The 17,536-nt window shown below is 63.6% G+C and carries 13 protein-coding genes; 7 read left to right on the forward strand and 6 right to left on the reverse strand.

Annotated features, from left to right (window positions below; translation table 11 throughout):
• The first annotated feature begins 33 nt into the window (after nt 1–33).
• Genes hscA through iscX form a run of 3 tightly spaced genes read left to right on the forward strand, consistent with a single transcriptional unit; the run spans nt 34 to nt 2,510 of the window.
• The gene (gene hscA, locus IHE30_RS05025) at nt 34–1,899 is read left to right on the forward strand and encodes a Fe-S protein assembly chaperone HscA (RefSeq protein ID WP_337689316.1); all 1,866 of its coding nucleotides are present in this window, start codon (nt 34–36) and stop codon (nt 1,897–1,899) included.
• A gap of 51 nt (nt 1,900–1,950) precedes the next feature.
• Nucleotides 1,951–2,292 carry an ISC system 2Fe-2S type ferredoxin gene (gene fdx / locus IHE30_RS05030; protein WP_013435717.1) on the forward strand — a complete coding sequence of 114 codons (342 nt, stop codon included), beginning with the start codon at nt 1,951–1,953 and terminating at the stop codon, nt 2,290–2,292.
• 20 nt (nt 2,293–2,312) lie between these two features.
• Nucleotides 2,313–2,510, forward strand: a complete 198-nt coding sequence (gene iscX / locus IHE30_RS05035; RefSeq protein ID WP_337689317.1) for a Fe-S cluster assembly protein IscX — start codon at nt 2,313–2,315, stop codon at nt 2,508–2,510.
• Between the two features lie 99 nt (nt 2,511–2,609).
• Here iscX and IHE30_RS05040 read toward each other — a convergent pair whose 3' ends face one another.
• The 6 genes from IHE30_RS05040 to IHE30_RS05065 all read right to left on the reverse strand — a co-directional run bounded on the left by IHE30_RS05040 (nt 2,610) and on the right by IHE30_RS05065 (nt 11,310).
• Nucleotides 2,610–3,335, reverse strand: a complete 726-nt coding sequence (locus tag IHE30_RS05040) for a glycine zipper 2TM domain-containing protein (protein WP_337689318.1) — start codon at nt 3,333–3,335, stop codon at nt 2,610–2,612.
• Nucleotides 3,336–3,556: 221 nt separating this feature from the next.
• The gene (gene lysS, locus IHE30_RS05045; protein ID WP_337689319.1) at nt 3,557–5,089 is read right to left on the reverse strand and encodes a lysine--tRNA ligase; all 1,533 of its coding nucleotides are present in this window, start codon (nt 5,087–5,089) and stop codon (nt 3,557–3,559) included.
• Nucleotides 5,090–5,107: 18 nt separating this feature from the next.
• A protein-coding gene (gene prfB / locus IHE30_RS05050) for a peptide chain release factor 2 (protein ID WP_337689320.1) occupies nt 5,108–6,212 on the reverse strand; the annotation gives its coding sequence in 2 pieces (ribosomal slippage) (nt 5,108–6,130 and nt 6,132–6,212; 1,104 coding nt in all).
• A 45-nt stretch (nt 6,213–6,257) separates the two neighbouring features.
• Nucleotides 6,258–7,961: a single-stranded-DNA-specific exonuclease RecJ gene (gene recJ, locus IHE30_RS05055; RefSeq protein WP_337689321.1), complete on the reverse strand. Its 1,704-nt coding sequence runs from the start codon at nt 7,959–7,961 to the stop codon at nt 6,258–6,260.
• A 10-nt stretch (nt 7,962–7,971) separates the two neighbouring features.
• On the reverse strand, nt 7,972–9,174 hold the full coding sequence (locus IHE30_RS05060; RefSeq protein ID WP_337689322.1) for a regulator: 1,203 nt from the start codon (nt 9,172–9,174) through the stop codon (nt 7,972–7,974).
• A gap of 84 nt (nt 9,175–9,258) precedes the next feature.
• Complete coding sequence (locus IHE30_RS05065; RefSeq protein ID WP_337689323.1) at nt 9,259–11,310, reverse strand: YadA-like family protein; 2,052 nt, start codon at nt 11,308–11,310, stop codon at nt 9,259–9,261.
• Nucleotides 11,311–11,832: 522 nt separating this feature from the next.
• Between IHE30_RS05065 and IHE30_RS05070 the strand changes: the two genes are divergently transcribed.
• From IHE30_RS05070 to IHE30_RS05085, 4 genes are all read left to right on the forward strand, one after another.
• On the forward strand, nt 11,833–13,086 hold the full coding sequence (locus IHE30_RS05070) for a lipoprotein-releasing ABC transporter permease subunit (RefSeq protein WP_337689324.1): 1,254 nt from the start codon (nt 11,833–11,835) through the stop codon (nt 13,084–13,086).
• A 4-nt stretch (nt 13,087–13,090) separates the two neighbouring features.
• Nucleotides 13,091–13,816: an ABC transporter ATP-binding protein gene (locus IHE30_RS05075; protein ID WP_337689325.1), complete on the forward strand. Its 726-nt coding sequence runs from the start codon at nt 13,091–13,093 to the stop codon at nt 13,814–13,816.
• 76 nt (nt 13,817–13,892) lie between these two features.
• Nucleotides 13,893–14,681, forward strand: coding sequence for a TatD family hydrolase (locus tag IHE30_RS05080; RefSeq protein ID WP_337689326.1), 789 nt, complete (start codon nt 13,893–13,895; stop codon nt 14,679–14,681).
• Nucleotides 14,682–14,797: 116 nt separating this feature from the next.
• Nucleotides 14,798–17,512, forward strand: a complete 2,715-nt coding sequence (locus IHE30_RS05085) for a DNA internalization-related competence protein ComEC/Rec2 (RefSeq protein ID WP_337689327.1) — start codon at nt 14,798–14,800, stop codon at nt 17,510–17,512.
• The last annotated feature ends 24 nt before the right edge of the window (nt 17,513–17,536 follow it).

Raw genomic sequence — 17,536 nt, forward strand, 5'->3', positions numbered from 1 at the left:
ACGCGCCCGGTATCGTACCCCACATGGATAAAGATGGCCTTACTGCAAATCTCCGAACCCGGCATGGCACCGGCGCCGCATCAACGCCGAATCGCCATCGGCATCGACCTTGGGACGACCCACTCGCTGGTGGCCGCGGTGCGCAACAGCATCCCAGAGGTGTTGCCTGATGACGAAGGGCGGGCGTTGCTGCCATCCGTCGTTCGCTACCTGCCTGACGGTGGGCGCAAGATCGGTTATCCAGCGAAGGAAGACGCGGTGCTGGATCCGCGCAACACAATCGTCTCGATCAAGCGTTTCATGGGGCGCGGCAAGACCGACGTGCAGGACTTGGACAACGCACCTTACGCGTTTGTCGACGCGCCCGGCATGGTTCAGCTGCAGACCGCGGACGGCGTGCGCAGCCCGGTCGAGGTCTCCGCGGAGATCCTCGCGACATTGCGGCAGCGCGCCGAGGATACGCTCGGTGACGACATAGTTGGGGCCGTCATCACGGTTCCCGCGTATTTTGACGATGCCCAGCGGCAGGGCACGAAAGATGCCGCCCAGCTCGCCGGCTTGAACGTGTTGCGCTTGTTGAACGAGCCGACCGCCGCGGCGATCGCCTATGGGCTGGACAGCGGTGCGCAAGGGCTATACGCGGTGTACGACTTGGGTGGCGGCACATTTGACTTGTCGGTGCTCAAGCTCACGCGCGGCGTGTTCGAGGTGCTGTCCACGGGTGGCGATTCGGCGCTGGGCGGCGATGACTTCGACCAGGTGCTGTATCGGCATGTGTTGAACCGCGCGGCGCTCGGCACGCTGCCGCCGCAGGACGTGCGGGCGCTGCTGGATGCGGTGCGTATCGCCAAGGAAACGCTGTCGGCTCAGGACGAGGCTGTGCTCGACGTCACATTATCCTGTGGCCGGCGCGTCGTGCTAACACTCACGGAAGCTGAATTCGCGACGATGACCCAGCCGCTGGTCGAACGCACGCTGGCGCTCACGCGCAAGGCGTTGCGCGATGCGAAAGCGATGCCGCAGGATTTTGACGGCATCGTGCTGGTAGGCGGCTCCACGCGTATGCGTGGTGTGCGTCGGGCTGTCGAGCAGTATTTCGGCAAGGCGCCGTTGACGGACTTGGATCCGGACCAGGTCGTTGCACTGGGTGCCGCGATCCAGGCCGACGTGCTGGCTGGCAACCGGCGCGAGGGCGACGACTGGTTGCTGCTCGACGTGATACCGCTGTCGCTCGGGTTGGAGACGATGGGCGGGCTGGTGGAGAAGATTATCCCGCGCAACTCGACGATTCCCGTGGCGCGGGCGCAGGAATTCACAACGTTTAAGGACGGCCAGAGCGCGATGGCCATTCACGTGGTGCAAGGCGAGCGTGAATTGGTGTCTGACTGTCGCTCGCTCGCGCGTTTTGAGTTGCGCGGTATTCCGCCGATGACCGCTGGTGCCGCTCGGATCCGCGTTACGTTCCAGGTCGATGCGGACGGGCTGTTGTCCGTGTCCGCCCGCGAAATGCAGTCGGGCACGCAGGCCGCGGTGGTCGTCAAGCCGTCGTACGGGCTCGGTGACGACGATATCGCGCGGATGCTCGAGGAGAGTTTTAGTAGCGCGGAGCGCGACATGCGGGCGAGGGCGTTGCGTGAGGCGCAGATTGACGCGCGGCGCCTGGCGGATGCCACTGACGCGGCGCTGGCGGCCGATGGGGAATTGCTCGACGCTGCCGAGCGTGCCGACGTCGAGGCCAAATTGAACGCACTGCGTGCCGTGATCGACGGCGATGACGCGGACCGCATCGACGAGGCGACGAAAGCCCTGTCGGCCGCGACCGACGAGTTCGCCGCGCGGCGCATGGATAAGAGTATTCGTGGCGTGCTCGCGGGCCGCAAGCTTGACGAAATCGGCTGATCGGTGCCGCCCCTGCTGCTTGCTACTGCTGCTTTACAGGACTGTTTTCCAATGTCTCAAATCGTTGTATTGCCTCATGTCGAGTTATGCCCCGAGGGCGCGGTGCTTGAAGCCGAGCCTGGCAAGAGCGTCTGCGATGCGCTGCTGGACGCTGGCATCGAGATCGAGCATGCGTGCGAGAAGTCGTGTGCGTGCACCACGTGCCACGTGATTGTGCGCGAAGGATTCGATGCGCTGGCGCCATCCGAGGAGGATGAGGACGACTTACTGGACAAGGCTTGGGGCCTGGAGCCGACTTCCCGGTTGTCGTGTCAGGCCAAGGTGCCGCAAAATGCGGATCTGGTGATCGAGATTCCGAAATACTCGATCAATCATGCGAAGGAAAACCACTGAGTCCAAGGAGGGCGGCGGCGATGAAATGGACCGACACGAACGATATCGCGATGGCACTGACCGATGCCTATCCCGACGTTGACCCTCAATACGTGCGGTTCACCGACCTGCATCGATGGGTGACGGAACTGAACGGCTTTGACGACGACCCGGAGCGCTCGAGCGAAAAGATTCTTGAGGCGATCCAGGCCGCGTGGATCGAGGACGCCGACTACTAAACCTCGCGGATGCTCCCAATCCGCGTCGCCGGCGTTTCCAATCCGCGCCGCCGGCGTTTCCAATCCGCGCCGCCGCCGGCGTCCTCAGTCCACGGCCCGTCAACCGGCGTGCTCGGCGTGCATGAGCGCACCGTTTTCGATTCGTACGCGCTCGCCGGGCTGGAACGAAGGTGGTTGTCGGTACGTGAAGTAGCGCAGCTTGCCGTTTTGCATCCGTACGTGGACCCGATAGTCCGTTTCGCTGTGCATATGTTTCTCGACCGAATTGCCGGCCAGTCCGCCGCCGAGTGCGCCGAGCAGCGTCATCGCGGTACGTCCACCACCGCCGCCGAACTGGTTGCCAATCACGCCGCCTGCTACCGCGCCGCCGACCGCGCCGAGTCCTGTGCTATGGCCTTCGCGTCGAATAGGGACGACCGATTCGACAGTCCCGCATGATGCGCAGGCTGCCGCATGGGGCGGTGCGGCGCCGGGCCCCCTGCCATTCTGCGCGTAGCCGGTGGGCGGCGCGGGCATGGCAGCGTCGCCCGATTGCTGTGCATGTGGCGCATACGACGCAGTGGGCGGAGCGGGTGGCGCTGATTGCTGTGCGGACGAGAGCACCTGGGGCGGCGTAGTGCGCGACTGAGCTGCGGCCGCCGGTGCGGCGGCATCCATGGCCGGCTGTTGCGCGGCTTGGGTGATTGGCGCGGCATCGTTCCGCGCCCTGCTGCTGGATGCGGTGGGCAGCAACCCCGTGACGGCCGCGGTCGCGGCCAGGCTGGCAATGATGACCGCGACCGCGGCAGCCGCGACCAGCGGATGAAGCTTGCGTGGGCGTTCCATTTTTTGACCTCCACGAAGGAGCGCTTTCCGAATACGCCCAGTCTGCGCGGTGCCCCGTCCGTTGTCGGTTTCAAGTTGTAACTAATTGCGGCGTACCGGCCGCCGCACCCGCGCTGCTTTACTGTTCGTTACAAATCAATAGGGCCGGCAATTTGCCGGCCCGCAGGGCAACGTCGGCGCACGGACCCGCTCGCGGCCGACCGTACGCACGTAGTGTCGCGTCAATCCTCGCGCCGCAGGTGCGGGAATAGAATCACGTCGCGGATGCTCGGGCTGTCGGTTAGCAACATCACGAGCCGGTCGATGCCGATACCGCATCCGCCGGTTGGCGGCATGCCGTATTCGAGCGCGCGAATGTAGTCGGCGTCGTAGTACATCGCTTCCTCGTCGCCGGCATCTTTCTGCTCGACCTGTTTGCGAAAGCGTGCCGCCTGGTCCTCCGGATCGTTCAGCTCCGAGAAGCCGTTTGCGATTTCGCGGCCGGTAATGAACAACTCGAAGCGCTCGGTAATGCCGGGAACCGTGTCCGACGCCCGCGCGAGCGGCGACACTTCCACCGGATAGTCGACGATATAGGTCGGCTCCCACAACTGCGCTTCAGCGGTTTCCTCGAACAGAGCAAGCTGCAGCGCGCCCACGCCGGCGTTGCGCAACGGCGCGTCGTGGGGATCGACGCCGAGCCGGCGCAATTCGGCACGCAGCCAGTCGCTGTCAGCAAGCTGTGCGTCGCTGTATTGCGGCGCATACTTTTGGATCGCACCGGTGATTGTCAAGCGGTGAAAGGGCTTGCCCAAGTCCAGTTCGCGTCCCTGATAGTGGATCGCCGTCGTACCTCGCGCGTCCAGCGCCGCTTGCCGGATCAACTGCTCAGTGAAGTCCATCAGCCAGCGGTAGTCGGTGTACGCGGCGTAGAACTCCATCATCGTGAATTCCGGATTGTGCCGCGGCGAGACGCCTTCGTTGCGGAAATTCCGGTTGATTTCAAATACGCGCTCCAATCCGCCGACAACCAGCCGTTTCAGGTACAGCTCCGGCGCGATGCGCAAGAACATCTGCATGTCCAGCGCATTGTGATGCGTGATGAATGGCTTGGCCGCCGCGCCGCCCGGGATCGGGTGCAGCATCGGCGTCTCGACTTCCATGAAGTTTGCGTTCGTCATGAACTGACGGATCGACGCGATTGCGCGCGTGCGCGCCTGGAACGTCTGGCGTGCTTCGGGCGTGACGATCAGGTCCACGTAGCGCTGCCGGTAGCGTGTTTCCTGATCGGACAACCCATGAAACTTGTCCGGCAGCGGCCGGATGGCCTTGGACAGCAGCCGCAGCCCGGTGCAGCGTACCGACAGCTCGCCCTTATTGGTCCGGAACAGCACGCCGTGCGCCGCGATGATGTCGCCCAGATCCCATTTCTTGAATGCATCGTAGACATCGGCACCGACGTCAGCCGGCGTGATGAAGAACTGGATCTGACCGGTGCCGTCCTGCACGGTCGCGAAGCTTGCCTTGCCCATGATGCGCTTGAGCATCATCCGGCCGGCAATCGATACGTTTAGCGCATGCGCTTCAAGGGCGTCCTTGTCGGTGTCGGCGAAGCGAGCGCGCAGATCCGCCGCGCTGTGTTCCGGGCGGAAGTCGTTTGGATAGGCGTTACCTTGCTCGCGCAGCGCCCGCAGTTTGTCGCGGCGCTCCGCGATGATCGCGTTGTCGTCGCTGTCGATGCCGGCCTGCGCGGCATTGGGATTCTTTTCGGTCATGGTCAGTTGCGCCCGCGGTTATACGCCTTGCTTTAGGCTCGCGCTAATGAAATCGTCGAGATCCCCGTCGAGCACTGCACGTGTGTTGCTGATTTCGACGTTGGTGCGCAAGTCCTTCACGCGGCTCTGGTCGAGCACGTAGGAGCGGATCTGGTGGCCCCAGCCCACGTCGGTCTTGCTCGATTCGAGCTTGTCCTGCTCGGCTTGGCGCTTGCGCATCTCCGCCTCGTATAGCCGCGATTTGAGCATCGCCATCGCCTCGGCGCGATTTCGATGTTGTGAGCGGTCGTTCTGGCACTGCACGACGATGCCTGACGGCAAATGCGTGATGCGCACCGCCGAGTCGGTCTTGTTGATGTGCTGGCCGCCGGCCCCGGATGCGCGAAACGTGTCGATGCGCAGGTCGGCCGGGTTGACGTCGATGTCGATCGATTCATCCACTTCCGGATACACGAACACCGACGAGAACGACGTATGGCGACCACCAGACGAATCGAACGGCGACTTGCGCACCAGGCGGTGGATGCCGGTCTCGGTGCGCAGGTAGCCATAGGCATACTCGCCTTCGACCTTGATCGTGGCATTTTTGATGCCTGCCACTTCACCATCGGACTGCTCGAGCACTTCGGCTTTGAAGCCCTTGCGCTCGCAGTAGCGCAGATACTGGCGCAACAGCATCGACGCCCAGTCCTGAGCCTCGGTGCCGCCGGCGCCGGCCTGGATATCGACGAAGCAGTTGTTCGGATCGGCTGGATTGTTGAACATCCGGCGGAATTCGATGTCGGCCACGCGGCGCTCCAGGGCTTGCACGTCGCGCTCGCAGGCGAGCAGCGTGTCATCGTCCTGCTCCTCGTTGGCCAGCTCGAACAGCTCCTGCGTGTCCGTCAGGTCACCGTTTAGCGCCGAGAGCATTTGCACGACCGCGTCGAGCAGCTTCTTCTCGCGACCGAGCGCTTGCGCTTGCTTCGAGTCGCTCCAGACGGTCGGGTCCTCGAGCGCCGTGTTGACTTCCGTTAGGCGAGCTTGTTTCGCATCGAAGTCAAAGATACCCCCGTAGCTCTCCCGCGCGCTTGCGCAGGTCGGCGAGGGTCGCTTCGATCGCGTTTAGACGTTCTGCTTCCATGTCGATCGGGGCCTTGCAAAAAGGGTAAATTATAGCGGATCGACATCAGGCCGCCGCATGCTCGATGACCAGCTGCACACGCGACACACCATTCCACGTATCGCGCACGAGCCGGTAGGCGAACAGCGCCCGTGCTGGAAGCGTGTCGATGTGATTGAACCAGATTGCTGCAAAGCGCAGACGCCCGCGGGCAAGCTGCAACTTCAGGTGCCGCTCCTTGACGAGTGACTGAGACAGCACGTTGAATTCCCCTGAAAAAATCGGTGCCGGAAAGCCCTGACCCCATACCGCGTTGTCGATCAGCTCGACGAACGACGGCGTGTGATACGTGTCCTCCAGTTCGCCGTCGGTCTCGATCTGTCGTGCGAGTGCGTCCTCGTTCAGCCATTCGCGCGCCAGCGTCTCGAATGCCGCCGCGAAGCGCGGCACGTCGCTGGTGCGCAGCGTGAGGCCGGCGGCCATCGCGTGGCCGCCAAAGCGCTCGATCAAACCGGGCTCCCGCTTGGAGACCAGGTCCAGCGCGTCACGCAAGTGAAAGCCCGGGATCGAGCGTCCCGAGCCTTTCACGCGCTCGAGCGACTCGTCGGCCGGCGCGAACGTGATCGCCGGCCGGTGGAAGCGCTCCTTGAGCCGGCCCGCGACGATGCCGATCACGCCCTGGTGCCACGCCGGGTTGAACAGCGTGATTGTGGCCGCGTCGCGCGGATCGAGCTGGGCGAGCTCGGCCAGCGCCTGCTCCTGCATCCCTGCCTCGATTTCACGCCGTTCGCGGTTCATTGCATCGAGTTGCTGTGCCAGCGCATCGGCGCGCTGCGCATCGTCGGTGACCAGGCATTCAATGCCAAGCGACATGTCGGAGAGCCGACCTGCCGCATTCAGTCGCGGCCCCAACGCAAACCCCAGGTCGAATGCGGATGCGTTGCGCGCATCGCGCGCGGCCGCCCGGAAAAGCGCGGCCACGCCCGGTTGCATCTTGCCGTTGCGGATGCGCTGAAGGCCCTGTGCAACCAGCACGCGATTGTTCGCGTCCAGCCGCACGACGTCGGCCACCGTGCCCAGCGCGACCAGGTCGAGTAGACCGTCCAGCCGCGGCTCGGGGCGGCCATCGAAGGTGCCGCGCTCGCGCAATAGCGCGCGCAGCGCCAGTAGCACGTAGAACATTACGCCGACGCCGGCCAGGTGCTTGCTCGGGAATGCGCAGCCCGGTTGGTTCGGGTTGACGATTGCGCGTGCCGCGGGCAGCGTGTCCCCGGGCAAGTGGTGATCGGTAATCAGCACGTCGATGCCGAGCGCGTTGGCGGCTGCCACGCCGTCCACGCTGGCGATCCCGTTGTCGACGGTGACCAGCAGGTCGGGGCGTGCGCCAGGGCGGCGGGCGGCCAGCTCAACGATATCCGGCGTCAGTCCGTAGCCGTATTCGAACCGGTTCGGTACCAGATAGTCGATGTGTGCGCCGAATAGGCGCAGGCCCCGTACGGCCACCGCGCATGCGGTCGCGCCATCGCAGTCATAGTCGGCCACCACCAGGATTTGCCGTTGTGCGGCAATCGCATCGGCCAGCAGCGAGGCCGCGGCGCCGGCGCCTGAGAGCTGCGTTGGGGGCAGTAGTCGCGCCAGCGCGGTTTCCACGTCGGCGGGCGTACCGATGCCGCGCGATGCATACAGCCGCGCGAGCACCGGATGAATGCCATGCTGCGCAAGAGCATGCGCGTCGGCGGGCGGGCAGGCTCGGGTGACGATTCGGGTCATGGGCGGAGGCTCACGGCAACAGCGACGCAAATGACCGACGTCGCCAGAATTTTTTCATATCGATGGGGCGCACGACGAGCGTCGTCGTGCCGGTGTCGCTGCACAGCGTCAACGCGAGTTCCGCGAGTTCGCGGCGTTGCAACGCCGCGAGCGCCGGCGCGAACCAGTCGCGCTCCAGCGCGGCGAACGCGGCGCGAAAGCGCGGCCAGTCCTGCTGCACGAATGGGGTGCTCAGTTGATCGAGTTCGACCAGCGTCACACCGGCTGTGCCGCGACCCGCGGCGCGGGCCGTGGTCTGACCGCCGGCTTGCTGCTGTAGCCGGTCGAAAGTGGCGGGCGGCGTCGCCAATGCCGCGCCAGACGCGAGCGCCAGCCCACGCGTGGCTGCTGCCCGCGATAGCACGTGCTTGAAGGGCTGCGACACCGGCGTCATGCGTCCTTGCGCGTGAAGCCAGATCGAGTTGGCGGCGGGTAACCCACGGGCTTCCCGGGCCTGGTTGACCGGATGCTCGAACCAAGCCATCTGGACCTCATTTTGCAGCTTCATCCACGTGCGCGGCCGGCGGCCAGTATGGGCTTCGTGCGGCAGCCAGATCTCGATGTTGCGTCCGGCGGCGCGCAGGGGCGCCGCGCTGGCCAACGAGCCGAGTGGCTCGCCCGACAAATACCAGCGCAGCGGCGTCGGGGCCGCCACCTCTACGCCGAGCGCCTCGATGAGGGGCCGTGCGACGGCAAGTAGCGCGACCGCGTCATCCGTCGAAAGCTGCAGCGTCGCGGGTTCGATCAGTACCAAATGATCGTGCGCGACCTGCACATGGACAGGCTCAACGCATGCCCAGACGGCATCGCGCGGTTCGCCGCCGTCCGCAAGCAGCATGTACGGGGCAAGCGGGGCATCATCGTCGGTTGCGGCAGCCGACCGAGCTGCGCGCTCGCTCGATGCTGCATCGTCTGCCTGTTGGCGCGACGCAGCAGGTGCGGCGGCATGGCCGACGCCGAAACAGCGGGCGATCCATCGCTCGTGTGGCAAGGTGCGCTGGAAATCGTCCCCGACCACGCGTTCGACAAGCGTCGCGCGTTCGAGCAGCCTGTCCAGTGCCGGCTTATCTAGGTCCTGCAGCGCCGGCTGTGCGCTGGCCGCGGTGGGCAACGCAAAGGGCAGCAGTAGGTGGAGGCGGGAAACGGAATGTGCGACATGCATGATGGAGCGCATTGTAGGGCAATCCACCGGTCATATCGATCTCATTCGCCGCTCGCGCGTCATCTGTCGCGCGAGCGCACGCTTTGCGCCCCAGCTTCACCATTGAAAACCGCCTGCCGCGACCATTCCAACGTAGCCACGGCCGCTCGCGTTGGCGGCAAATTTCAACACCCAGCGGTTATTCGGCGTCACGTGCGATATGCCAAGCGCCACACCGTACTGGCCGCGGTAAGTCGCACCGGCGAACGTCATCAAGCTCTTGCCGGGCAAGGTTGGCTGTGGCAGCCCCGCTACTGCCATCGCTGCCGCGGTGCCCGCCGATGCGTTGCGGTCCACCTGTGCCACCGCCTCATCCATTTGCGCCTTGTTCACTGCGTCGGTGGGCTGCGTGCCGCGTGCGACGTCCGTAATTCTGCGTTCATGGCCGGGCTCGCCGACCGAGACTCGGGTCTCGTCGACGTGAATATCTAGTTTTTCGGCCACAAGCGAAGGCAGGTCAGCCCCGATGAGTTCGCGCAACCGTTCACGCGCAGACCCGCCCCCGCACTCGCCGGGCCGATCGCAGGAAGAAATGTCGTGGCGATCCGACGCGACTTCGTCCGCGAGCATCAGCCCGGGATGGCCGTCGCTATCCGGGCGCGTATGCCGAGCGGCGCTGACGTCGCCGGCGGGCATTGGTTCGATAAGCTCGCTTTTGTCCACCGACGCAGGTTCGAGGGGGCCACCTTGCTCCACCAGCGCAAGTTCGGAGAACTTGGCTCGATTCGCCAGCGCAGGTTTGGAGGGCCCGGCTTGGTCCACCGGCGCAGGTTCAGAGAGCTTGGCTCGGTTCGCCAGCACAGGTTTGGAGGGCCCAGCTTGGTCCACCGGCGCAGATTCAGAGAGCTTGACTCGGTTCGCCAGCACAGGTTCGGAGGGCCCAGCTTGGTCCACCGGCGCAGATTCAGAGAGCTTGGCTCGGTTCGCCAGCACAGGTTTGGAGGGCCCAGCTTGGTCCACCGGCGCAGATTCAGAGAGCTTGGCTCGGTTCGCCAGCACAGGTTCGGAGGGTCCGTCTTGCTCCACCGGCGTAGGTTCAAAGAGCCTGGCTCGGTTCGGCAGCGCGGGTCTGGAGGGTCCGCCTTGGTTCGCCAGCGTAGGGTCGGCATAGACGCCTTTGTTTTCCCGTGCCGTCGTGCAATGCCCGCCGTCGTCTAGCAGCGTAAGCGCCAATGGGCTGCCCGCATACGTTAGCTCAGGCTCCGAACGCATTTGGCTGCTCGACAGCATGAGCTTCGGGTACCCACTTTCGTTCGCCTTGGCTAGCTCTGTTTGCAGCGATACCGCGGCGGGTGACTCTACAGCCACCTTGTCTTTCACTTCTTCGTACCAACTGCCTTGGTTTATTCTTTGCACTTCTTTTTTGATTGTCGTTCTTAGTCGTTTTTCTAACTTATCTAGCCCATTTTCCAGTGTTTCTTCTTGATCCTTGAGTTGATTTTTTGTTATTGCCATGGAATTATCTATAGCATCGTTGATTGTTTCGTAATGCTTATTTAGTTGATACTGGATCTTGATTGGTACATTGTCTACCTTGCTGTTAAGTGATTCGTTGTTAACTGATAGCCGCTCCAAAATGGCATTGGTATTCCGTAGTTCCTGCGATAAGGATTTTATTGATTTCGTCTGCTCATTTGAATGTTGGATTACTTTATGGTAAAAATCTGGATTTTTGTTTTCTAAAATTTTTGTTTGAGAATTAATTCTGCTTTCTGTTGTCGAGCCAATATGTTCCATCTTTTCTAACAATGCTTCATTTTGTGTGAGTAGCTGCTTTTTGAGCTTCGAAACCGCGTCGTCGTGCCGCGTAGACAGGGACTTCAGCTTTTCGTTCATATTGCAATTATCAACGTCCATGGCATGCAGTAGATTTTTTTCTACTTCTTTGATTGACGAATTAAGTGGTGCCAGCAGTTTCGACATCACGCCTTCCAGGAGTGATTCTTCATAGCTGGGGGCGGATGCGATGACGTCATCAGAAAATATCAATGTGCTGGCTATGCTAAGTGCATATATTTTATTCGGCAGCTTTAAGGCGATGAAGTTCGAGCGGCGAGCGCTTGGGGTGATATAAGTTGTAGCTCGTCGTGGATAATAAAATCCGCTCATCTGAAACCCTTTGTTGGCATTGAGTCGCGAAATGGAATGCGAGAAAAATGTACGCTCGAGTACTTCGGAATGCAATCGAGCCGAACTATTCGTGCGGAATAAAAAAGGGATATGGCGGCTCCAGGTAGTTTGAAACCGGTATTCGTTCGAGATTGAGGAAGCGGGTGAATAATCGTCCTGTGACGATCCCATTGTACAAAACCGCAGGTAACCAGGATCAAAAACTGAAAATCTTGCGGTCTGCCAAGATAACGGCTCGGCGTGGCCAGCAAGTCGGTGCCATGCCTCTATTTGGAGCAGCGTATGGTGGGCTTGAGGCCCGGGACGTGAGCCACCTGCGTGCGATGGCGGTGTCCAGCACACGCGAGTCGAGACGATCGTGCGTGTCCTAGGCGTGGCTGGCCAGAAGGCATCCTATTGCGGCACGCAGCGGCGAAAGGGCACTGTTATGTGGCAAACTTCGCTGTTACCCGCGGCGGTGTCCAGCAGCGGGATCGGTCAGCGTGGATACAAAGGATTGGTTTGAAGCTCCCCTACGAATGGCAAATTGGCTTGCGCTATACGCGTACTGGCAAACGTTCTTCCGGCAACGGGTTCATTTCGTTTATTTCGCTGATTTCGATGTCGGGCATCGCGCTTGGCGTCGCGGCGCTCATTGTTGTGCTGTCGGTGATGAACGGCTTCCAGAAGGAAGTGCGTGATCGGATGCTGTCGGTGCTTGCGCACATCGAGATCTTCTCGCCAACCGGCTCGATGCCAAGCTGGCAATTGACCGCCAACGAGGCGCGCCAGAATCCGGCGGTGGTTGGCGCGGCCCCGTACGTCGACGCGCAGGCGCTGCTCACGCGACAAAGCGCGGTCAACGGCGTCGCGCTGCGCGGCATCGACCCGGCGCTGGAGCCGCAGGTATCCGACATGGGTGGTGAGATGAAGGCTGGTCGGCTGACTGACCTGCGGCCGGGATCGTTCGGCATCGTGCTCGGCGTTGACTTGGCAAGTGCGATGGGCGTGAGCGTTGGCGACAAGGTTACCCTGGTGGCGCCGGAGGGCACCATTACGCCGGCCGGCATGCTGCCGCGGCTTAAGCAGTTCACGGTCGTCGGCGTGTTCGAGTCCGGTCACTACGAATTCGACAGCACACTGGCGATGGTATCGATCGCCGATGCGCAGGCGCTGTTCCGGTTGAGCGCGCCTAGCGGCGTGCGGCTCCGGATCAAGGACATGCAGCACGCGCCGCAAGTCGCGCGACAACTCGCACGATCGTTATCTGGCGACCTGTATATCCGCGACTGGACGCAGCAGAACAAGACATGGTTTTCGGCGGTACAGATTGAGAAACGGATGATGTTCATCATTCTGACGCTGATCATTGCGGTCGCCGCCTTCAACCTCGTCTCCTCGCTGGTGATGACGGTCACTGACAAGCAGGCCGATATCGCGATCCTGCGCACGCTTGGCGCGCAGCCGCGCTCGATCATGAAGATTTTTGTGATTCAGGGCGTGACTATCGGCTTCGTGGGCACCGGCCTCGGCATTGCGCTTGGCTGCGCCCTCGCCGTGAGTATCCCGTGGCTGGTACCGTTGATCGAGCATGTGTTGGGCTTCCGATTCCTGCCGCCGTCGATCTACTTCATCAGCGAACTGCCCAGCGACTTGGTCGCGGCTGACGTGGTGAAGATCGGCGCGATTGCGTTCGTGCTGTCTGCGCTCGCGACACTGTATCCGAGCTGGCGGGGGGCGCGCGTGCGTCCGGCCGAGGCATTGCGCTATGAGTAAAACAATGGACGAGCAGCAAATCGTGCTGGCCGCGACCGGCATATCGAAGACCTTTGTGCAGGGCGGCCAGCCGGTGCCGGTGCTGGCCGACGCACAACTGCACGTGTATCGCGGCGAGAAGCTGGCCATCGTCGGCGCGTCTGGCTCCGGCAAGAGTACACTGTTGCATCTGCTGGGCGGGCTCGACGAGCCCAGTGCGGGGCGTGTCGCGCTACTGGGCCGGCCGTTCTCGCACCTAGCGGAGCGTGAGCGCAACGATTTACGCAATCGTGCCCTGGGTTTCGTCTATCAGTTCCACCATTTGTTGCCCGAATTTACTGCGCTGGACAACGTCGCGATGCCGCTGCGGATCCGCCGGATGCCGGTCGAGGGCGCGCGTCGCGAGGCGATGGCCACGCTAGAGCGCGTGGGCATCGCGCATCGCGCGAAACACCGGCCTGGAGAGCTGTCTGGGGGCGAACGGCAGCGCGTGGCGATCGCGCGCGCGCTGGTGACGCGGCCCGCATGCGTGCTGGCGGACGAGCCGACTGGCAACCTCGATGGCCATACTGCGGAAACGGTGTTCCAGTTGATGTTGGAGTTGTCGCACACGTTCGAGACGAGCTTCGTGATCGTCACGCACGACATCGAGCTGGCCGCGCGCTGCGACCGGGTATTACGCTTGCGGGACGGCGTGCTGCACGATGAAACAATGGTGGCGCGCGCCGCGCTCGCAAAGACGATAGCCTAACGACGGACTGGACTGGACTGGACTGGTCTGGTCTGGGCCGCGCAGCGTCGCATCGGACTGGCGACAAGGAGCCTCGATGTGGATTGATACCCATTGTCATCTGGATGCATCCGAATTCGATGCGGACCGGGCTACTGTGGCGTCAGCGGCGCGCGATGCGCAAGTGTCGCGTATTGTGATTCCAGCGGTCGCCCGCTTTAACTTCTCGGCAGTGCGCGAATTGGCCCATCGCGTGGACGGGGGCGCCTATGCACTGGGCATTCACCCACTGTACGCGCCGGCCGCGCAGGACGAAGATCTCGTGGTGCTGCGCCGCGAGATCCGCGCCAGCCTGGATGATCCGCGCTTTGTCGGCATCGGTGAAATCGGTCTGGATTTCTTCGTGCCGGGGCTGGATGCAGTTCGTCAGCGCGAGATCTATACGGCGCAGTTGAAGATGGCGCGCGACTTCGACTTGCCGGTGATCTGCCACGTGCGCAAGTCGCAGGATCCGGTGATCGCCGAGTTGCGACGCTTCAACATCGTGCGGGGCATCGCGCATGCATTCAATGGCAGCTTTCAGCAGGCCGATGCGTATATCGCACAAGGCTTTAAGCTTGGTTTTGGCGGCAACGTGACGTTTGAGCGTGCCCGACGCATCCGCCAGCTCGCCGCGCAATTGCCGCTCGATGCGCTGGTCGTAGAGACCGACGCGCCAGATATCGCGCCGCAGTGGATCTACAAGGGGCGCAACACACCCGACCAAGTGCCACGCATTGCGGCGGTGATCGCGGCCATGCGTTCGCTGACATTGCCGCAACTGGCCCTCTATACAACGGCTAACGCGCATGCCGCGTTGCCGCGGCTCGCCCTCGCGCAGCGATAATCAAATTTTGCATTCAGGCGCGCCGGATGTTTGTTGCGGCGCCGGGCTGTGTTGCTTGCGTCGGTCGTCGGCTTCGCGGTGGCGTGCCTGTCGCTGTGCCGGCACGGCTCGTCGCTATGCAATCTGTCGCGCACGAACGCACGGCCGAGGGGGGAATGATGCTCGCACGATTATGCGCGTTCGTCGTGGGCACGGGCGTGTTGCAGTGGCAACCCAGTTTGCCGGACGCTACCGGTTGGCTTGTCTGGGGTGCGGCAGCGCTCGCCGCCGCTGGAGTGGCATGCAGCGCGTATCGTGCGCGGGCAGCGGGGCGCATCAACTGGCCCATGTTGTGGCTGGCGCGGGTGGCTAGCGTCGGGTGCGCGGCGCTCCTTGGCTTTGGCTACGCGGCGTGGCGCGCACATAGCGCGCTGTCGGATGCTTTGCCGCCGCAGTGGGAGGGGCGCGATGTGACGCTGACCGGCACGGTGCGCGGCTTGCCGTCGCGCGATGCGCGCGGGCTTCGCTTTCTGTTCGACGTCGAGGTGACATCGCCTCGGATCGAGCGGTTTCCCCGCACCGTCCAATTAAGTTGGCTTGCCGCGTTCGGTCGGCAACCTTCGGCGACGCTCGTGCCGGGCGGGCGCCATACGCTCGTAGCCAGGCTCAAACGGGTGCATGGCAACGGCAATTTCGGATTGTCGGACACCGATGTGCGGCAACTGGCGCGCGGCGTGCGTGCGCAGGGCTACGTGCGCCAACTGCAGGCCGATCCGCGCGGGCAACCGGGGATGTTCCTCGACTCGCCACGCGCGCTCAATATTGAGCGCGGTCCCGGCATCCGGGCGATGCTCAACGCCGTGGACCGTCGGCGTGCGGCCATTCGCACGCGGATCGAGCAAGTCTTGTCCGAGCCTGTCCGAGCGGGGCCGGGCAGCGACGAGGCCGCGCGGTCGCATGCCGGGATCGTGATTGCGCTGGCGATCGGCGTACAGGATGCCATTACCGAGCCGGACTGGGAGCGGCTGCGCCGTACCGGCACCAACCACCTAATGGCAATATCGGGCTTGCATATCGGCTCGGTTGCGGCGTTGGCCGCCGCGATCATTGCCCTGGCCTGGCGCCGCGGCTTCGGCGTTGCGCCGGCGTTGCCGCTGCACGTGCCGGTTCCCATCGCATGTTGTGTCGGTGCGATGCTCGCCGGTGCCGGCTATGCTGCACTCGCCGGGTTGGGCATTCCCGCCCAACGCACGGTTGCCATGCTGTCGATCGCGACGCTTGCTTATGCGAGCGGGCGGCGCGTGGACCCGTTACTGGTCCTCGCGTGGGCGCTCGTGATCGTGGTGCTCGTCGATCCGTGGGCGACGCTGTCGGCGAGCACGGCGCTCTCGTTCGGTGCGGTCGCGGCGATCATGGTGGCGTTGCGCTGCGTGGGCCGCAACCGGCCGCGGCAAGACGACGAACCGGACTGGCCGTCACTTGATCCGGCCGATGCGTTGCCGCAGGCCGGCGTGGGCGGGCCGGGCCAGCGGCCTGCTGGTATGCCTGGCTCACGGTCTGCTGGTACGCTCGGCCCGCGTTCTGCCAAGGTTTTCGGTGCACTCGCTGCCCGCATGCATGCTGCGGTGCGCGGGATGCCGGCACGGCTGGCGTCGGCCATGCGTGTGCAATGGGCGGTGACGCTCGGTCTTGCGCCGTTGACGCTCGCCTGGTTCTCGCAGATTCCGGCACTGGGTCCGGTGGCCAATGCCATTGCGATTCCGTGGGTCAGCATCCTGGTTGTGCCAGCGGTGCTGCTCGCCATGGCGATCCCGGCGCCATTCGACGCGCTGCTGCTGCAATGGGCGCACTGCTTGGTGCAGTGGCTGTTTGCCATACTTGATGCGTTGGCTTCGCCCGCCTGGGGCGTGTGGCACTTGCCGGCGCCCGAGCCGGCCGCGCTGTTGCTCGCGCTCGTCGGCGCCGCTTGGATGCTGGGGCCACGGGGCTGGCCATTGCGCGCGGCTGCGCCCATTCTGTGGCTGCCATTGCTGTGGCCGGCACCGCGGGCGCCACTCGTGGACGGGTTTCGCGTCACGGCGCTCGATATCGGGCAGGGCACCGCCGTGCTGGTCGAGACCGCGCAGCGACGGCTGCTGTTCGATGCCGGCCCGGGCCCGGAAGCCGGCAATGCGGGGCAGCGTATCGTCGTGCCGTTCCTGCGCGCGCATGACGTGAACGCATTGGACATGCTGGTCGTCAGTCATCGCGATGCCGACCATGCGGGCGGCGTGCCTGCGGTGCTGGCCGACATGCCGATCGCGCAGATGCAGGCCTCATTGCCGCCCGCTCATCCGTTGTGGGCGCGCGCCACCGCGTGCGGCGCAATAACGCGGGCGTGCCGTGCCGGGAAGCGATGGCAATGGGACGGCGTGACGTTTGAATTTTTGTGGCCGGCGGGCGCGGCAGATCCGCGCAAGCCGAATGCAACGGCATGCGTGCTGCGTATCTCGAATGCGCTTGGCGCAGTGCTGATCGCATCGGATATCGAGCGGGCCGCCGAGCGCGCGCTGGTCGAGCGGCATGGGCCGGCATTGAGCAGTGACGTGCTGATCGTGCCGCACCATGGCAGCAAGACGTCGTCAACAAATGCTTTTATCGATTCGGTACGGCCACGCATGGCGGTATTTCAGGTGGGCTACCGCAATCGCTTCGGCCATCCGCACCCGCTAGTCGCCGCGCGCTATCGTGTGCGCGGCGTCGATATGCTGCGCAGCGATAACGATGGCGCGGTGCGCATCGACAGCGGGGTGTCCGGCTGGAGGGTCGATGCGTATCGCCGCTCACGCAGGCGCTATTGGACCGGGCGCTGACCTCGTGTCACTTTCCGCTGGGTA

This window comes from Mycetohabitans sp. B46 (genome assembly GCF_037389205.1).
Classification (GTDB): domain Bacteria; phylum Pseudomonadota; class Gammaproteobacteria; order Burkholderiales; family Burkholderiaceae; genus Mycetohabitans.

Bases quoted from the DNA above. Each gene is read 5' to 3' on its own strand.
- hscA (WP_337689316.1), top strand. From the start codon at position 34: ATGGCCTTACTGCAAATCTCCGAACCCGGCATGGCACCGGCGCCGCAT.
- fdx (WP_013435717.1), top strand. From the start codon at position 1,951: ATGTCTCAAATCGTTGTATTGCCTCATGTCGAGTTATGCCCCGAGGGC.
- iscX (WP_337689317.1), top strand. From the start codon at position 2,313: ATGAAATGGACCGACACGAACGATATCGCGATGGCACTGACCGATGCC.
- IHE30_RS05040 (WP_337689318.1), bottom strand. From the start codon at position 3,335: ATGGAACGCCCACGCAAGCTTCATCCGCTGGTCGCGGCTGCCGCGGTC.
- lysS (WP_337689319.1), bottom strand. From the start codon at position 5,089: ATGACCGAAAAGAATCCCAATGCCGCGCAGGCCGGCATCGACAGCGAC.
- recJ (WP_337689321.1), bottom strand. From the start codon at position 7,961: ATGACCCGAATCGTCACCCGAGCCTGCCCGCCCGCCGACGCGCATGCT.
- IHE30_RS05060 (WP_337689322.1), bottom strand. From the start codon at position 9,174: ATGCGCTCCATCATGCATGTCGCACATTCCGTTTCCCGCCTCCACCTA.
- IHE30_RS05065 (WP_337689323.1), bottom strand. From the start codon at position 11,310: ATGAGCGGATTTTATTATCCACGACGAGCTACAACTTATATCACCCCA.
- IHE30_RS05075 (WP_337689325.1), top strand. From the start codon at position 13,091: ATGGACGAGCAGCAAATCGTGCTGGCCGCGACCGGCATATCGAAGACC.
- IHE30_RS05080 (WP_337689326.1), top strand. From the start codon at position 13,893: ATGTGGATTGATACCCATTGTCATCTGGATGCATCCGAATTCGATGCG.
- IHE30_RS05085 (WP_337689327.1), top strand. From the start codon at position 14,798: ATGCAATCTGTCGCGCACGAACGCACGGCCGAGGGGGGAATGATGCTC.